The sequence below is a fragment of the Saccharothrix sp. S26 genome (assembly GCF_021390395.1).
Classification (GTDB): domain Bacteria; phylum Actinomycetota; class Actinomycetes; order Mycobacteriales; family Pseudonocardiaceae; genus Actinosynnema.
In genome coordinates this window covers 161,680-178,679 of the sequence record NZ_JAJUWT010000011.1, presented here as the reverse complement: position 1 = coordinate 178,679, position 17,000 = coordinate 161,680, and the positions used below count along the sequence as shown (strand labels likewise).

Below are 17,000 nucleotides of genomic sequence, written 5' to 3'. Positions count from 1 at the left end.
CGCCGCGGGTAGGTCCGAGCGGAGGATGGACCGATGAGGCAGCTGGTCGTGCTGGCGGTTCTCCTCCTGCTCACCGCCTGCGAGCCGCCCGCCCGGGACGTCACCGCGACGTCCGGGGCGGGTGGCACGGCCGTGCTCGACTCGCGCGGCGTCGGGGCGGTGCGGCTGGGCATGACGTCGGCCGAGCTGGAGGCCACCGGCGAGATCGGCGGCGACGTGACCACGCCGGAGTTCTCCTGCGTGATCCGGGAGCTGAAGGCCGTGCGCGGCTGGGTCGGCCTCCAGGACGGCGTGGCGGTGGAGATCCGGGTCGACGCGGACGCCCGCACGCCCGAGGGGCTGCGCATCGGCGACTCGCGGACGCGCATGCACGAGGTCTACCCCGGCGTGGAGCAGTACCCGCACGGCTTCGTCCGGCCGCTGGACGCCGAGACCGGGTACAAGTTCTTCTTCGAGAACGCGGGCGACACGCTCACCGGCATCGGCCTGGTCCGGGCCGACCGGGGCTGCCTGACCTGACCACGCCGCGACGCCCGCCACCGGGGAGGTGACGGGCGTCGTCCGCTGTCGTCGGTGGGTTCCTACAGGGCGCCGCCCGCGGCCCTGGGCGCGCCGCCGTCGGCCTCCTCGCCCACGGACTCGCGGGTCAGGAAGTTCTCCACGTGGAACAGGTTGCCGTCGGCGCGGTCGATCACGGTGAGCAGCGTGCTCATCGACGCGACCTCCTCCACCTGCTCCTTCAGGAACCACTGGAGGAACTGCTCGCCGATGTAGTCGCCCTCGTCGCGGGCCGTCTTGGCCAGCGCCACGATCTGCTCGGTGACGTTCTTCTCCTGCTCCAGCGCGAGCGCGACCGGCTCCCGCGGCGCGGTGAAGTCGTTGCGCACGTCGTCCACCCCGGGAATGGACACCGGCAGTCCGTTGTCCATCAGGTACTGCACGATCATCATCGCGTGGTTGCGCTCTTCCAGCGCCTGCTTGTAGAAGTGCGACGCGAGGCGCGGCAGGTCGTTGGCGTCGAACCAGACCGCGATGGCCACGTACTGCTGCGAGGCCGTGAACTCGTTGCGCACCTGCTCCTGAAGCAGGCCGTGGAACTTCGAGGAACGCGCGGCGGAAATCTTCTTCAAGTTGACAGCCATGTCAGCAGAATAACCGGAAGTGCGCTTTAATGCATTGCAGGTAAGGCTTACGAAGGTAAGGAAAGGGTTGCCGAAGAAAGCTTAGGCAACCCTTTCCGGCATTCGTTCAGACCAGTGGCGCGCGGTCGATCGGGCACGACATGCAGCGCGGCCCGCCCCGGCCGGAGCCCAGCTCGGAGCCGCTGATCCGGATCACCTCGACGCCCGCGTCCTCCAGGCGCGCGTTCGTCTCCACGTTCCGCTCGTAAGCCACGACGAGGCCCGGCCCGACGGCCAGCGTGTTGTTCCCGTCGTCCCACTGCTCGCGTTCGGCGGTCACCGGGTCGAGCCCGGTGTCGATCACGCGCAGCTTCTCGATGCCCATCGCCTCGGCCGCCGCGTCCAGGAACGGCCGCCGGTCGTCCACCACGACGCCGCCCGCGCCGTCGGACCGCACGGGGAAGGCGAACAGGTTGTCCCGCACCGCCGGGTACATCACCACGGCGTCCCGGTCGACCATCGTGCACACCGTGTCCAAGTGCATGGTCGCCCGCTCCTGCGTGATCGGCACCGCCAGCACGGTGTGGGCCAGGCCGTCGGCCAGCGCGGACCGGGCGAACGACTCCGCGCCCGCCGGCGTGGTCCGCTCGCCGACGCCGATCGCCAGCACGCCCGGCGCGAGCAGCAGCACGTCACCGCCCTCGACCGGCGCGGAGTGCGCCCCGTAGGCGCGGCCGGTCTTGCGGAACCGCGGGTGGTAGGCGTAGATCAGGTCCGTCAGCGCGGTCTCCCGGTCGCGCGCGGGCAGCGCCAGCGACGTGATCGCGACCCGGTCGCCCACCCACACCGACGAGTCGCGGGTGAACAGCAGGTTCGGCAGCGGGTCGACCGCGAAGTCGATCGGGTGGTGCATCTTGCGCACCAGCGACGCGCCCTCCGCGGCGGGCAGCTCCTCGAACGTCATGCCGGTCATCAACGCGGTGGCCAGCTGGTCCGGGCTGATCGACGCCAGGTGCGAGCGCAGCGCGTCGGCCAGGTCGATGCCCAACCGTCGCTCGTTGACCGCGCTGTGGATGCCCGCGATCCGGGCCCGGTCGTCGTGCAGCGCGTCGACCAGCAGGTCGGCCAGCAGCAGCACCTCGACGCCGCGCCCGCGCAGCAGCTCGGCGAACGCGTCGTGCTCCTCCTGGGCCCGGTCGACCCACGGCACGCCGTCGAACAGCAACTGGTCGTTGTTGCGCGGGGTGAGCCGTTTGAGCTCGGCCCCGGGCCGGTGCAGCAGCACCGTGCGCAGGGGGCCGACTTCGCTGTCGACGCGCGGCGCGGGTGCCGGCTCGCCGTCGGTGGACGCGGTCTGGGCGATGTGCGCAGTCACGTCCCCGAGGGTAACCCCAGGTCGGTCGGATCAGCAGCTCAGAGTGGCCTGTACCGGCGAAGCTCGATCATATGACGCCCTCGTAATGGCGATTCGTTGTGCAAATCGCGGGGTTGACCCGAAGAACGTTGCGTTGTGACGTGGACTACCGGTCCGAGGGCCTGGTTGCGGGATGATCGTGTTCTACCGGGGAGGATCAGTGGCGGACTTCCGCTTGTTCATCGACGCGCCGGGCCAAGCCGCCTCGGCGACGAGCCAGTTGCTGCAAGAGCTGGTCAGGGGCGCGAAGGTCGACGCGCGGCCCGCGCCCGCCGAGTCGCCGGACGGCGCGAAGAGCGGAGCCGGCGCGACCCTGGCCGAACTCGTGCTCAACGGCGCGCTGCCCGCCGCGGTGGCCGCCGCCGTCGCGTCCGTCGTCACGTCGTTCGTGCAGCGCGGCAGCGCCCGCAAGGTGACGATCAAGGACGGCGACGACGAGATCACCGTCGAGGGCGTGGACGCCCGCTCGCAGAAGGCGCTGCTGGAGGCGTGGCTGCGCGAGCGCGAGGGCGAGGGGTGAGGTGGGCCGGCACGCCCTGCTGGTCGCCACCGGTCGGTACGAGGACGTCCGGCTGAGCCGGCTGCGCGCGCCGGAGCAGGAGGTGGACCGGCTCGCCGCCGTGCTGGAGGACCCCGACGTCGGCGGCTTCACCTCGGTCCAGGTGCTGCGCGACCGGACCGACCAGGAGATCCGCCGCGCCGTGGAGGACGTGCTCGCGCCGCGTGAAGCCGACGACCTGGTGCTGCTGTACTTCTCGTGCCACGGCCTGACCACGGCCGCGCGGCGGCTGTACTTCGCCGCGTCGAACACCGAGCAGGACCGGCCCGCCGGCACCGCGATCCCCCGCTCGTTCCTCAACGAGCAACTGGAGGACTGCCGGGCGTCCGGCCGGATCCTGCTGCTGGACTGCTGCTTCAGCGGCGCGTTCGCGGAGGGGTTCAAGGCGGCCGGGACGAACGTGCTGGACGAGGAGGTCGGCGCGGGCTACGTGGTGATGACCGCGTCCAACGCCTACGAGTACGCGTTCGAGCAGGACTCGCTGTCGCTGGACGCGCCGGTCGCGTCGCTGTTCACCGACGTGCTGATCGAGGGCCTGACCAGTGGGGCCGCCGATCTGGACGGCGACGGGTGGGTCGACGCGGACGAGCTGTTCAAGTACGCGCGGGGCGAGGTGCGGGCACGCCGGCCGGACCAGACGCCGCAGTACTTCGCGCACGGCTCGTCGCAGCCGTTGCGGATCGCGCGGGCAGGCCCGAACGCGGGACGCCGGCCGCGGGGCAAAGCCTCGTACACGTCCGGGCAGTGGCTGGTCGCGCGGGGCTTCCGGGCGGCCGCCGAGCCGGTGTGCGCGACGTTGGGCCCGATGGGGCGGCGGGCCGTGGTGTTCGTGGACCGGCGGCCGGTGGAGCTGTCCGACGCGTCGGCGATCGCGGCCGCGTTCCAGCCGGACGACCCGCGCGACTGGCTCGGCGCGGAGTACGTGCGCGACCTGGTGGCCCGGGTGCGGCGGGAAGCGGGCGACGGGGCCGCGTCGGCGGTGGCGGTGGCCCGCGGCGCGATCGGCGGGCTGGTCGACGCGATGCGGGACGGGCACAACCCGGTGCGGCTGATGCGCGGCGTCACGGCCGCCGCCGACCGCGCGGTCGAGCTGATCGCGGACGAGGTGGCGCGGCCGTTGGCGGACGGCGACGTCGGCGTGGTGGCGACGGCGGCGTCGGGTGACGCCGAGGTCGGCTCGGTGGTCGAACGGGTGGTCGCGGTCACCGGGCCGCGCGGGCCCGTGCTGGTGGAAGAGGGTCGGGGCTTCGGGCTCGACTTCGACCTCCGCCGAGGGCTGCGGTTCGACAGCGGGTACGCCTCCAGCGTGTTCGTGACCGACCCGGCCCGTGACGAGGCGGTCTTGGAGCAGCCGCGCGTCCTGCTGGTGAGCGGACCCCTGTCCACCGCGGTCGGGAAGGTGCTCGGGGAACTCCTCGGCGTCGGCTTGTTCGTGGTGTGCGAGGCGTTGCCGCACGACGCCCTCGCCGTGTTGGCGCGGTCGCGCAAGCCGGTCGTGGCGGTGGTGGCCGACCAGCGGCGGCTGACCGAGCTCCAGGAGACGGTCGGCGGCACGGTCCTCGACGCGGACTTCCTCCAGACCACGACCCCGCGGTCGTTGGGGCAGGCCGAGAAGGTCGTGGCCACCTCCCGCGAGACCTTCGTCCACGGCAGCCGGTCCCGAGGTGGTGAGGCGGCCGCCGTGATCCGCGCCCCCGCCGCGACCGCGCCGATCGTCGAACGCGCCGTGCGCGCCGTCCGCAGCGCGGCCGGCGAGGGCGTGATCCGGGGCGGCGGCGTGGGCCTGGCCGAGCTGGGAGCCCTCCTGGCCCGGCACGCCACCGGCACCCCCGAGGAGGTCGCCGGGTGGCGCGCCTTCGCCGCCGCCCTCGCCGAACCGGCTCAGCGGATCGCCGACAACGCCGCCGTGCCCGTCGCCGACCTCGACCCGACCCCGCTGGACTCGGCCGGCGTCGCCCGCACCGCGGTCACCGCAGCCGCCCGGACCGCCGCCCGCTTCCTGCTGGTCGGCTGACCGCCGGCCTCACCCGATGAACCGCACGTCGGGGTGCCGCGGCGAGTCACCCCGGAACAGGCCGCCGTCACGCCCCTTCAGGTGCAGGTCGAAGAACGCGGCGAAGTAGTCGTGCTGCGCGGCCAACGACCGGGTGGCGTCGATCTCGCCCACGACCTCCCGCCGCTTGTCCGGCGTGATCACGCCACCCATCTGCGGCACGGCGAACTGGAGGTCGGTGAAGCCGTAGTGGGTGCCCCGGTCGAAGTGCAGGTCCCGCTTCCAACCCCGCTGGTTGGACCAGAACTGCGCCCACGTGGGGTCGAACTCGGGCGTCCGGTGCGAGTGCTCGGTCCACGTGCCGGTCGCCGGGTCCAGGAAGTCCGCGCCGACCAGCATGAACGGCCGGTCCAACCCGCGCGTCACGACCTCGCCCGGCCCGGTCCCGTGCGCCATGGCCCCGTCCACGTTGATCCCGGCGTCGAACCGCCGGTCGCGCACCATCGCCTCGCCCGCGGTGAACCCGCCGTAGGAGTGGCCGAACACGCCGACCCGCGACAGGTCCAGCGCCCGCCCCAACCCGCGCGGCAACGGGTCGCCTTCCGCGTCCGGGTTGTGGCCGCGCGCGACCCGCTCCAGCTCGTCGAGCACGAACCGCGTGTCGGCCACCCGCGCCTCCAACGCGGTCGTGACCAGGGCGGGGTCGCCCGGGTCGACCGACGGCAGCACCACCCGCCCGCCGGGGAACTCCACCGCCAGCGACTCGTGCGTGTGCGACAACGACACCACCACGTACCCGCGGCCGGCCAGGTCGTCGGTGATGCCCGCGTTCAGCTCCCGCGGCGACCCGAAACCGGGCGAGAACAGCACGACCGGCCACCGGCCGAGCACGGGCGCGCCGGTCCGGGCGTGCCGCCGCGCCGAACCCCAGTCCACCGACCCGGACGGCACGCCCAGCTGCTCCGGCTTCGCCGCCTCCACGTCGACGGCCGCCGCCACCCCCGAGGACATCCACGGCGCGCGTGCGGCGTCGGACCGGTGCGCGGGATAGGTGACGGTGACCATCACCTCGCGCCGGTCCGCCGGCCGCCACGGGTCCGGCCGCCGGTCCACCAGGTGCAGGTCCACCGTGCCGACGGCGTGGTGCCCGCTCGGCTCCGGCATGGTGATCGGCACGCCCGTGCCGGCGGCGGCCGGTGCCGCCGAGCCCAGAGCGGCGATGGCCGCGACGACCAACGCCGTGGTGCGCATCATGGAGATCCCCCTTCGTCGGATCACCCGATGCTGTCGCCCGCGGCGGTCGGCACGCGTCCACCCGCCGGATGATCGTCGGGTAGGCCCCGCGAAGGACTCAGGGCAACCAGGACACGTGCCCGCGCAACACCGTGTAGCCGACGAACGCCACCACGTCGAGCAGCGCGTGCGCCACGACCAGCACCCACAGCCGGTTGGTGCGCTGCCACACCTTCCCGAACACCAACCCCATCACCACGTTGCCGACGAACCCGCCGAACCCCTGGTACAGGTGGTAGGAGCCGCGCAGCACCGCGCTGGCCAGCAACGCCGTGTTCTCGCGCCACCCGAGCTGCCGCAGCCGGGTGATGAAGTACCCGACCACCAGCACCTCCTCCGCCCACGCGTTGCCGATCGCGGACAGCACGAGCACCACCGCGCGCCACCACGAGGAGTCCAACGTGGACGGCAGCACGGCCAGGTTCAGCCCCAGGTTCCACGCGACCAGGTAGAACACCAGCCCCGGGATGCCGATCACGGCGGCCAGCCCGAGGCTGCCCAGCGCGTCCGGCCCGATCCGGGTGCGGTCCAGGCCCAGCGCCTTCAGCTTGATCCCGCCCTGCCACAGCAGGTACAAACCCAAACCGCCCCACGCGGCCAACTGCGCCACGCTCAGCAACTGCGCGACGAAGTCCAGCAGGTCGAACCGCGCCTGCGGGACGTTGATCGCGACCTTCTGCTCGTTGAGCGGCACGGGTTGCAGCAGGCTGTCCAGCAGCCGCACCAGGCTGCGCGCACCGGACAACCCGAGCGTCACGGCGAAGACGAGCAGCAGTTCCAGCCGATGGCCGCGGCGCGTCCGGAGGTCTTCGTCCACCCGCGTACGTTAACGGCGTTGCGCCAGGAACGGGCACCCCATCAGGCGACGCAGCTCCACGGCCAGCTCCTGCGCCGTGCCCACCGGCCGGGAGAACGCGATCCGCACGTCGTGGTCGGAGTCCGCCATCTCCACCCGCAGCCGCAAACCGAACCGGTCCAACCCCAGCGGCCGCACGTGACCGCCCCGCAGCTCCTCCGGCAGGTGTTGCGCCAACTGGCCCACCACGTCCCGGTGCGACAGCTCCAGGTGACGCAGCCAGTGGTCCTCGTGCGCGGCGAACGGGTCCGGCTCCGCCTGCGCGAACAGCTCCGGCCGCAACGACGTGGTGCCCTCCGCGTCGGCCACCACCAGCGAAGCGGGCGAGAGCCGCAACGCCGACGCGCCGTGCCCGAGGTCGAGCAACCGCGGGTCCGGCCGCGTCTCCGCGATCTCGAGACCCGCCTCACGGGCCTCCTCGACGCTGAGCGCCCGCAGCCAACCCGTGATCCACAGCAAGCCCCGGACCGGCTCGCGCAACGGCACGGGAGCCTGGTCGGCCAGCTCCAGCATCGCGGTCAGCTCACCCCGGCGGGCCGCCTCGACCAGCGGGTGCTCGTCGGGCAGCACGATCGTCGCGACGCCGTGCGGGTGGACGTGGTGCAGCACCGGCGTGATCCGGCTGTCCGCGCCGTCGGACGGCAACAGGGCCGCGCGCCCACCCCGGGCGGCGATCGTGCGGGCCCGCTCCGCCGCGTGCGGTGCAGGCGGTCGACGTGTCTCGTTCACCCGCTCACCTCCCAACTTAGGGCAGCCTAACTTGATGGGCCCGGTGGCGGAAGTCCCACGACCGGCTGAGCCGTCCGGTTGGCCGATTCGGCCGACCCGCCACCGCCGTAACCTTGGCATGATCTCCGGCTCCACCGGCGGAGGTGGCTCGTGCCCGTGCCGAACAAGCCCTCCACCCTCGGCCCGGCCCTCGACGACCGGTGGACCCGGTACTGCCTCGAGATCGCCGGCCGGCGGGCGTTCGGCTGGGTCGTCGTCGGCGCGGTCGCGTTCGTGCTGCAACTCGCGCTCATCCTCGTGTTCGCCGTGGACACCGCCCTGCCGGCCGCGCTGCTGCTGTTCTCCGTGCTCGTCCTCGGCTACGGGCTCACCCGCCGGCCACCGCGCACCGAACTGCTCGGCGACCACGCCTGGGTCCACGTCCGCGTCCACTGGAGCGCCGGGCTGCTCGTCGTGCACGGACCCCGACCGCTCGTGCTCGACGTCAGCGCCGGACCCCTGGCCCGCGGCCGGATCAACCGGCACCGGCGCGCGTGGGTCGTCGCACCCGACCGCACGGGCAACACCGTGGTCACGTTCCGCGGCGTGCCCAAGCTGTTCCCCGCCAAGGTCGTGCGCCGCTGAGTTTGCCGACCACCTATTCGGTTACCCCGGGGGCGGACATCTGGTTTCCTGGGAGCAGTGGTGGGCGAGGCTTGGGTGGACAAGTGCCTGACCAGTGCGGATCGCCGCGCGGTCGGGTTCATCGGGCTGGCGGTGCTCGCCTTCCTGACCGTGTGGGTCGTGTCCGAGTGGACCGGCTCCCGCTGGGTGTTCCTGCTCACGCCGCTGTGCGTCGAGTTCGCCGTGCCCGGACTGCGTCACTTCTTCTCCCGGCGCGCCCTGCGCCGGCTGCTCGACACCTACCCCCGGCACGCCGTCTCGGTGCACTTCGTGCCCGGTCGCACCCGCGTCGGACGGCAGGCGTACCTCGAGACCGACAGCTCCGACCGGACGTTCCTGCGCCTGGCCGAGATCCCCGAACGGGCCCGCGAGAACATCCGCCGCGGCGGCCGCGTGTGGCTCGCCGGACCCGACCCGAACGGCCGGGCCGCCGTGCTGACCCGCGGCGCGCCGTTCCTCACCCTCGGCCGCGTCGTCATCCGGTGAGTCAGCGGCCCACCGGGATGCCGCTCTGCTCCGCCCAGGCCGCCACGTCCTCCCGGCGCAACGCCGTCGCCAGCAGGTCGGGGAACCGGTCCGGCGTGCAGGCGAACGCGGGCGCCCCCAGGTCCGACAGCTTCGCGGCCAGCTCGTGGTCGTACGCGGGCGTGCCGCTGTCGGACAACGCCAGCAGCACCACCACCGTCACCCCGCTCTGCACCAACTCCCGCACCCGCCGCTGCAACTCCCGCGCCACACCCCCCTCGTACAGGTCGCTGATCAGCACCATCACCGTGTCCGTGGGGCGGCGCACCAGCGACTGGCCGTAGGCGACGGCGCGGTTGATGTCCGTGCCGCCACCCAACTGCGTGGAGAACAGCAGGTCCACCGGGTCCTTGAGCTGCTCGGTCAGGTCGACCACCTCGGTGTCGAAGACGACCAGCTTCGTGTCCACGGCCTTGAGGGACGCCAACGACGCGCCCAGCACCGCGGAGTAGACGACCGACTCCGCCATCGACCCGGACTGGTCGACCAGCAGGATCACGTCCCGCAGCGAAGCCTGGCGGCTGCGCCGGCTGTGGCCGACGAGATCCTGCACGACCACCGTGCCCTGGTCGGGCTGGTAGTGGCGCAGGTTCCTGCGGATCGTGCGGTGCCAGTCCACATCGGACAGGCGGGGGCGGCTGGTGCGGCGGGAGCGGTCGATCGCGCCGTGCACGGCGGCGAGCAGGCGGTCGGCCAGCTTGCGCTCGATGTCCTCCACCACCTTGCGCACCACGGCCCGCGCGGTCTCCCGGGTGCGTTCGGGGATGGCGCTCGACAGCGAGACCAACGTCCCGACCAGGCTCACGTCCGGCTCGACGCTCGACAACAACTCCGGCTCCAACAACAACTGCCGCAACCCCAACCGCTCCACGGCGTCCTTCTGCATCACCTGCACCACGGAACTGGGGAAGTACGTGCGGACATCCCCCAACCACCGGTGCAACACCGGCGACGACCCACCCAACCCCGCACTCCGCTTGCCACCGGCCTCCGCCGGCTCCCCACCGCCGTACAACCCGGTCAACGCCGCATCCCGCCGCTGATCGTCCTCCCCGAGCCCCCCAAGATCACCGGCCGCCGCCCCCAACAACAACCGCCACCGCCGCTGCCTCTCAACCGCGTTGTCCTGCTGCGACACCCGACCACCACCGTCCCGGCCACCCGAGGCCCTCTGTCACACCATCGGGTGATCATCGCCCGACAATGTACGGAAACACCGTTACCGCCCCTCGGTTAAAACATGAGGAGCCCCGACCAACCACCCCCGTGCCCACCCCGCCCCGACCCAGCCCTCAGGACCACCGGCCCCTCGCCGCCCCTGCCCCGAGCCACCCCCGGCCGCCGACCGCACCCGGCCGCCGACCGCACCCCGCGGGCCGCACCAGCGCCCCCATCCGCCAGTCGTGCCGCCGCCAGTCGTGCCGCCGACCGCCTCCGCGCTGGCCGTGCCTCCGCTGGCCGGACCACCGCGAGCCCTCGCCGGCCATCGCGCCACCGGCCACACCGCCGCGAGCCCTCGCCGGTCGTGCCACTGCCGGTCGTGCCACTGCCGGCCACACCGCCGCCAGCACCCGTCGGCCGTGCCGCCCCCATCCCCGGCCCCCGCGTCACGCGCCTGCCCCCAGCAGATCGCGCACGTGACCCACGAGCCGCGCCGCCAGCTCCTCGTCCCAGTCACCGGCCGCCACGGCACCACCCGCCGCCGACCCCTTGACCCGGTCGCCCAGCATCCGCCGCTCGGCCGGGCTGAACTCGCCCACCGCCCGGCGCAACAGCGGCAGCGCCGCCGCGAAATCCGCCCCCGACAGGCCGGTCAACCACTCGTCCACGACGCCGAACAGCCGCGGATCTGCGGTGAGCAAAGCGGCTGAGCCGCGCAGGAAGCCCGCCACGAACGCCGTCGCCCCGGCCGCCAGCGAGACCGCCCGGTGCAGGCGGGTGGCCACCTCGTCGGAGTCCAGCGCGCCCGTCTCCCACAGCAGCCGGGTCGCGCGGCCCGTTGGCAGGCCATGCGCGTCCGGCATCGCGACCAGCGCCCTCAACGCCCGCTGCCACGTGTCGCGGTGCTCGTCGTCGGCGGCCAGGCGAACCGCGTCGTCCGCGCCCTCCACCGCCCGCACCGCGCGTTCCGCCGTGTCCTCGTCCACCCCGCGGCACGCCAGCGGCAAGCCGACCGCGCCGCGCGCCAGCAACCCGTGCAGGGCAACGCGAAGCAGCTCCGGGTCCGTGCCGCGCACCGAGCCGTAACGCACCGTCGTGGCCAGGTCCGGCAGGGCGGACAGCAGTTCCAGGGCGTCGGTCGCGGCGGCGGCGCAGCGGTCCAGTGCCTGGCGCGACGCGGCGACGGCCTCCGGGATCTCGCACCCCACGGCCTGGCCCAGGGCCTCGGCGGCGTCGACCACGCGGGTGGCCGCGGCGGCACGCGTGATCAGCACGGTGCGGGCGGCCGCCTCGACGGTCGTGCCGTGCCGGGCGGCGACGGCCAGCGCCACCGCGAACTCCGGCCGCCACTGCAACTGCCACGCCTCGGCGAACGTGCCCAAGGTCCGGGTCGTGTCCGGCGTGCCCCACGGCACGTCGAGCACCTCCAAGCGCCGCAACAACTTCGAGCGCTCACGATCGGTGTCCTTGCGCAGGTCGAAGCGCACCTGCTTGACCGCGGCACCGGCGGGCATCCGCAGCCGGCGCTGCAACCGCGCCAGGTCCGCCGCCAGCGGCGAGGTCGGCACGTCCTCGCCCACCTCGCCCAACCGCTCACCGACCACCAACTGCTCGTGCACCAGGCGAAGCGGCGTCGCGTCACCGCCGCACAGCACCGCGAGAGCCGCCTCCATCACCTCCGACAACCCGGGCGACGGCCGCCCCCGCATCGCGGCCAACGCGTCCGCCAACCGCACCGCCTCCACCGCGCTCGCCGTCGACGCCGGCAAGTCCTCCGCCCGCAACACCGCGCACGCCTTCGCGAACCACCGCGGCACGGCGTCACCGCGTTCGGCGCACTCCCACAAGTGCGCGTACCACCCCGGTGAAGCCACACCCGCGCCATACCCGGACGACGCCGCCAACCGACCGTGGCTCCACGGCACCCAAGTCCCCGACACCTTCCTGCGCGGCAACCCCTTCAACGCCGCGGCGTCCACCGAAGCGGGCGGCAAGGTGCGCAGCGCGGGTACGTGCCAAGCCCCGGCCACCACCGCGATCGGCCCCTCGACGTCCTTCAACGCCTGCCGGACGTTCTGCCGCATCGCGGCCTCCCGGCGCAACGTGCGCGCGTCCACCTGGTCGGCGAACTCCTCCCGCAACGCGCCCATCGCCTCCGCGACCGCCTCCGCCAGGTCACGCGGGTCGGTGTGGTGCTCGACCACGTCCTCCCACCAGCGCTCCGGGTCGTCGAACCCCGCCGCCCGCGCCAGGGTGCCGAGCGGGTCGACCGCCGCCTTCGGCTCGTCGTCAGGCGACTCGGGCTCCGGATCGTCCAGCGACGCGGCGGCCGGCAGGTCGAAGAACCGCACCGGCACACCGTTGGCGTGCGCCCACGTCATCGCCCGCCACTCCGGCGAGAACTCCGCGAACGGCCAGAACGCGGCCCGCGCCGGCTCCGCCTCGTCGTGCAGCAACAACGCCACCGGCGGCGTCAGGTCCGGCACGTGCGGCAGCAGGGCGTCACCCTCCGGTGGGCCCTCGATCAGCACCACCTCCGGCCGCACCGCCGCCAACGCCGCCGCGACCATGCGCGCCGATCCCGGGCCGTGGTGCCGGATCCCGAGCAGCGTCACCCGCGTGGGCAACGGCTGGTCGCGCGCCATCAGCCCACCAGGTCCTGGCACGCCCGGTACAGGTCACGCCACTCGGCGCGCTCCTTCACCACCGCCTCCAGGTACTCCTGCCACGCCGCCGTGTCCGACACGCGGTCCTTCACCACCGCGCCCAGCAGCCCCGACGCCAGCTCGTCCGCGGTGATCGTGCCGCTGCCGAAGTGCCCGGCCAACGCCATCCCGCTGGTCACCACCGAGATCGCCTCGGCCGTGGACAGGCTGCCGCTCGGCTTCTTCAACTGCGTGCGGCCGTCCACAGTGGACCCGTTGCGCAGCTCGCGGAATATCCGCACCACCCGGCGCACCTCCTCCAGCGCGGGCGGCTCGGCGGGCAGCTGCAACGCCCGACCGAGCTGCGCGGCCCGTGCCGACACGATCTCCACCTCGTCGTCCTCGGTCGCGGGCGGCGGCAGCACGACGGTGTTGAAGCGCCGGGCCAACGCCGACGACATCTGGTTCACGCCCCGATCGCGGTCGTTCGCGGTCGCGATCACGGTGAACCCGGGCACCGCCTGCACCTGGATGCCCAGCTCCGGGATCGGCAACGTCTTCTCCGACAGGATCGTGATGAACGAGTCCTGCACCTCCGCCGGCATCCGGGTCAGCTCCTCGACGCGCACCACCGCGCCCTCGCGCATCCCCGTCATCACCGGGCTCGCCACCACCGCTGCCTCCGACGGCCCCTCGGCGATCAACCGCGCGTAGTTCCAGCCGTAGCGGACCTGGTCCTCGCCCGTGCCCGCGGTGCCCTGCACGACCAGCATCGAGTTGCCGCTCACCGCCGCCGCGATGTGCTCGGACAGCCACGACTTCGCCGTGCCCGGCACGCCGACCAGCAACAACGCCCGGTCGGTGACCAACGTGCCCACGGCCACCTCGACCAGCCGCCGGTCGCCGACGTACTTCGGCGTGATCACCGTGCCGTCGGCCAGCGTGCCGCCGAGCACGTAGGTGACCACCGCCTGCGGCGACATCCGCCACCGCGGCGGGCGGGGCCGGTCGTCCGCCGCCGCCAGGGCCGCCAGCTCGGCGGCGTACTGCTGTTCCGCGGCGGGCCGCAGCACGGGTTCGGTGGTCACTGGCTTTCCTCCCGGTGGTTGAACGCCTCGCGCAGCTGCATGCGCAGGCGCAGGACGTCGAGTTCGACGGTGTGCTCGGGCCAGCGCTCGGTGATGCGGGCCCAGTTCGCGCCGAGCACTTCGGCGTCACCCCTGGCCAACAGCACCGCGGGCGGCCGGCCGGCGCGCCACCTCGGGTCGCGCATCCCGGCGTAGCGGTCGAGCAGGTCCGCGGTCGCCCGCGCGCTCCACGGCGCCGGCAACTGCGAGCAGGCGTGGTCGAGCAGGTCGTAGTTCCACTGCCGCGACACCTCCACGACGGTGCGCGCGGCCAGCTCGGCGGGCAACCCGCCGAGCATCTCCAACTGCTCCATCCCGGTCAGCGACCGCGTCGCCGCCACCGCCCACGGCCGGGCGTCGTCGGCGAGCTTCAGGTTCTGCGCCACGCCCCGCAGCAACGCGCTCGCCCACGGCCCGCGGGCCAGCACGGCGGCCGCGCCTTCGTCGTCGGTGTCGAGCCGGCGGGTCCAGTGCTGCGGCGGCACGCTCGCCGCCGCACCGCGCAACCGACCGGCGACACCGGCCTCGGAACCGTCTTTCATCAGGTCACGGGCCTCGTCCGGCTCGGGTGCGAGCTCGGCCCACAGCTCGTCGGACTGCACGTCGAACCCGTCGGCGGTCAGCCACAGACCGCGGTGCAGGCGTTCGGCGGCACGTTCGGCCAGGGCGGACGTCGGCAGCGTGCGCAGCAGCCGCAACGCCTCGTCGTGCACGCCGATCGCGCGGTCGTCCAGCGCGCGCTCGAGCAGCGGCTCGTCGTCCGGGCCGAGACCGGCCTCCAGGGCGCTGACGAGCACCTGGCGGTCGGTGGCGCGGCGTTGGACTTCGAACTGGGCGGCCAGGAACTCGCGCGCTCTCGCCGGATCCTGGTTGCGCGCGCGGCGCAGGGCGGCGAGGCGGGATGTGCCGGGCAGGTCGAGGGCCTGGTCGAGGTCGACCTCCTCCACGACCACACCGGTCGCGGCCCAGGACCAGGCCGGGCGGATGGTCGCCAGCCACCGGCCGCGGGCCCCGAGGACGGCGGAGACGGCCGGGCGCAGGCCGGGGTGGGCGGTGCCCAGGCCCAGCAACGCGGGCAGTTCGCGGTGGTCGGCGACGACGCGCGCCGCCTTGGCCATGCCGCACCACTCCGTGAGCAGCATCTGGTCGTCCAGGGCCAGAATCTGGACCAGGACCGACCGGGCGGCCGGGTGGGCGCGGACGTCGTCGGAGGCGGGGGCGGTGGGGGTCGGTGGGGTGTCGACGGGCCGGGGGAGTTGTGCGCCGTGGGCGGCGACGCCCAGGGCCGCGAGGCGGTCCAGCAGGGCGGTCGGGGTGGTGCCCGCGCGGTGTGCGCCCACCAGGGCCGCTTGGACGGCCTCGTGCCATTCGGCTTGGAGGGTCATCGGCGGCCGCCCGTGGTCGCCGGGGTGGTTCCGGGTCGGCTCCCGGTCCCAGTCCCAGTCCGAGTCCGAGGCTGGGGGCGGGAAGGGGGCAAGGGCGGGTGGTCGGGTTGGGGGGTCGCGGTTCCTCGTATGCAACCGAGGTGCGGGAACGGTGTTTTCGTACATTTTCGGGCGATGATCACCCGATTGTGGGACAGAGGGCGTTGCTTGAGCTGCGTGATCATCCCACGACCTCCGGTGCCTCGCCTGGGATGGCGACCGCGCCCACGCGCAGGTCGCGGCCGTTCCACAGGGCCCAGGCGTCGAACGGGTCGCCGCCGGTCAGGGCCAGGGCCTGGTCCAAGGCCAGGTCGGCGCGCACCGGCAGGCCGTGGCCCGTGTGGTCGACCAGGTGGCGGTTGTCCTCGGTCACCCGCACCGCGGCGCAGGCCAACGGGTGCAGGCGTTGCCACGGGTCGGCCTTCAGGTGCTCCTCCAGCCCGGCCAGCGCCGCCCGCCACGTGGCCGGAGCGGGCACGGGGGCGGGGTGCTGCTGGACCAGCAGCTCACCGACCGCGACCCGGTGCGGCGGGACGCCGGGATAGGGGTGCACCACCCCCTGGACCTGCACCCCGTGCGTGAACGGCGGCGCGGGGCGGCCGCCGCCGCCCAAGTGCCGCACGGCCACGACCCAGCCGTGCGAGCGCCCCCACGCCCACTGCCGCACGGTCCGCACCAAGCCGTCGTCGGACTCCAGCTTCAGCAACGGCACCCACAGGTCCGACCAGCCGGGACCGGCGCGCACCTCCTCCTCCGCCACGGCGAAGCCCAACCGGCGGCGCACCACCGCGTCGGGCGACGACGACAGGCGCGCCAGCAGGTGCAGCCCGCCCAACCGGTCCGCCGCGTCGTGCGCCCAGTGCGGTCCACCGGCCGCGACGATGCCGCGCACCTCGTCCACCGCCGACGCCAGCCCCTTGGCCTGGGCGTCCACCATCCGCGCCTGGATCGAGTGCCACCACGCCGCGTCCCGCGCGGGCAGCCCGGCCAGGCCCGCGCCCGCCACGTCGCCCAGCCAGTCGGTCAGGCCCGCGACCCCGGCGCGCACCGCGTTCTCCCTGGCCTGGGCGGTCTTCTCCTTGGCCTTGGCCCGCCGCGCGACCGCCTCCGCCGAGTCGTCCGGGGCCGCGGGGCCGGCGGCGGCCCGGGTGCGCCGGGTCAACCACTCCGTCACCCAGTCGGGCGTTTCCGCGACCGGCAACGGCTCCCGCGCGTCCCGCAGCTGCAACGCCAGCGCGTGCTTGCACGGGAACTTGCGCGACGGGCACGAGCACTTCGTGGCCCGGTCACCCAGGTCGACGCACACCTGGTACGGGTTCTTGCCGCTGCCCTTGCACAGACCCCACAGGGCGGTGTCGCTGCGACCCGTCCCCTGCCAGCCGGAGGACCCCGCCAGCCGGGTGGCGCTGCTCGCCACCTGGCCGTCCGGCGCCTGCTCCAGAAGCGCTTGTGCGTCCATGCCGGCAGACGTTAGAGGCACCCACCGACAA

At 73.7% G+C, this 17,000-nt stretch carries 15 protein-coding genes; 5 read left to right on the top strand and 10 right to left on the bottom strand.

Features of this window, described 5'->3' with window-relative positions:
- The first annotated feature begins 33 nt into the window (after positions 1–33).
- Positions 34–519: a hypothetical protein gene (locus LZG04_RS19515; RefSeq protein ID WP_233819010.1), complete on the top strand. Its 486-nt coding sequence runs from the start codon at positions 34–36 to the stop codon at positions 517–519.
- A gap of 62 nt (positions 520–581) precedes the next feature.
- Here LZG04_RS19515 and LZG04_RS19510 read toward each other — a convergent pair whose 3' ends face one another.
- Positions 582–1,142 carry a ferritin gene (locus tag LZG04_RS19510; RefSeq protein WP_233819007.1) on the bottom strand — a complete coding sequence of 187 codons (561 nt, stop codon included), beginning with the start codon at positions 1,140–1,142 and terminating at the stop codon, positions 582–584.
- Between the two features lie 106 nt (positions 1,143–1,248).
- Positions 1,249–2,496: an arginine deiminase gene (locus tag LZG04_RS19505; RefSeq protein ID WP_233819005.1), complete on the bottom strand. Its 1,248-nt coding sequence runs from the start codon at positions 2,494–2,496 to the stop codon at positions 1,249–1,251.
- Between the two features lie 199 nt (positions 2,497–2,695).
- Here LZG04_RS19505 and LZG04_RS19500 point away from each other — a divergent pair, with 199 nt between their 5' ends.
- On the top strand, positions 2,696–3,055 hold the full coding sequence (locus LZG04_RS19500) for a hypothetical protein (protein ID WP_233819003.1): 360 nt from the start codon (positions 2,696–2,698) through the stop codon (positions 3,053–3,055).
- A 1-nt stretch (position 3,056) separates the two neighbouring features.
- Positions 3,057–5,108, top strand: coding sequence for a TCP-1/cpn60 chaperonin family protein (locus tag LZG04_RS19495; RefSeq protein WP_233819001.1), 2,052 nt, complete (start codon positions 3,057–3,059; stop codon positions 5,106–5,108).
- A 9-nt stretch (positions 5,109–5,117) separates the two neighbouring features.
- On the opposite strand, the gene LZG04_RS19490 is transcribed toward LZG04_RS19495, so the two are convergent.
- The 3 genes from LZG04_RS19490 to LZG04_RS19480 all read right to left on the bottom strand — a co-directional run bounded on the left by LZG04_RS19490 (position 5,118) and on the right by LZG04_RS19480 (position 7,965).
- Entirely contained in the window at positions 5,118–6,341 is a 1,224-nt protein-coding gene (locus LZG04_RS19490) for a prolyl oligopeptidase family serine peptidase (RefSeq protein WP_233818999.1), read from the bottom strand.
- Between the two features lie 97 nt (positions 6,342–6,438).
- A complete protein-coding gene (locus LZG04_RS19485) occupies positions 6,439–7,197 on the bottom strand; it encodes a CPBP family intramembrane glutamic endopeptidase (RefSeq protein ID WP_233818997.1) in 759 nt (252 codons plus the stop codon).
- 9 nt (positions 7,198–7,206) lie between these two features.
- Positions 7,207–7,965 carry a DUF2470 domain-containing protein gene (locus tag LZG04_RS19480; RefSeq protein WP_233818995.1) on the bottom strand — a complete coding sequence of 253 codons (759 nt, stop codon included), beginning with the start codon at positions 7,963–7,965 and terminating at the stop codon, positions 7,207–7,209.
- Between the two features lie 156 nt (positions 7,966–8,121).
- On the opposite strand from LZG04_RS19480, the gene LZG04_RS19475 reads away from it, so the two are divergent.
- Complete coding sequence (locus LZG04_RS19475; RefSeq protein WP_233818993.1) at positions 8,122–8,589, top strand: hypothetical protein; 468 nt, start codon at positions 8,122–8,124, stop codon at positions 8,587–8,589.
- A 60-nt stretch (positions 8,590–8,649) separates the two neighbouring features.
- Entirely contained in the window at positions 8,650–9,114 is a 465-nt protein-coding gene (locus LZG04_RS19470; RefSeq protein ID WP_233818991.1) for a hypothetical protein, read from the top strand.
- A gap of 1 nt (position 9,115) precedes the next feature.
- Here LZG04_RS19470 and LZG04_RS19465 read toward each other — a convergent pair whose 3' ends face one another.
- The 5 genes from LZG04_RS19465 to LZG04_RS19445 all read right to left on the bottom strand — a co-directional run bounded on the left by LZG04_RS19465 (position 9,116) and on the right by LZG04_RS19445 (position 16,969).
- Positions 9,116–10,291 carry a VWA domain-containing protein gene (locus LZG04_RS19465; RefSeq protein WP_233818989.1) on the bottom strand — a complete coding sequence of 392 codons (1,176 nt, stop codon included), beginning with the start codon at positions 10,289–10,291 and terminating at the stop codon, positions 9,116–9,118.
- Positions 10,292–10,760: 469 nt separating this feature from the next.
- Entirely contained in the window at positions 10,761–12,959 is a 2,199-nt protein-coding gene (locus LZG04_RS19460; protein WP_233818987.1) for a DUF5682 family protein, read from the bottom strand.
- A complete protein-coding gene (locus tag LZG04_RS19455; protein WP_233818985.1) occupies positions 12,959–14,047 on the bottom strand; it encodes an AAA family ATPase in 1,089 nt (362 codons plus the stop codon). Before LZG04_RS19455 ends, LZG04_RS19460 begins: the two co-directional genes overlap by 1 nt.
- Positions 14,044–15,471: a DUF5691 domain-containing protein gene (locus LZG04_RS19450; RefSeq protein WP_233818983.1), complete on the bottom strand. Its 1,428-nt coding sequence runs from the start codon at positions 15,469–15,471 to the stop codon at positions 14,044–14,046. The genes LZG04_RS19455 and LZG04_RS19450 overlap by 4 nt, the downstream gene beginning before the upstream one ends.
- 220 nt (positions 15,472–15,691) lie before the next feature.
- Positions 15,692–16,969, bottom strand: a complete 1,278-nt coding sequence (locus LZG04_RS19445) for an SWIM zinc finger family protein (protein ID WP_233818981.1) — start codon at positions 16,967–16,969, stop codon at positions 15,692–15,694.
- Positions 16,970–17,000 lie beyond the last annotated feature (31 nt).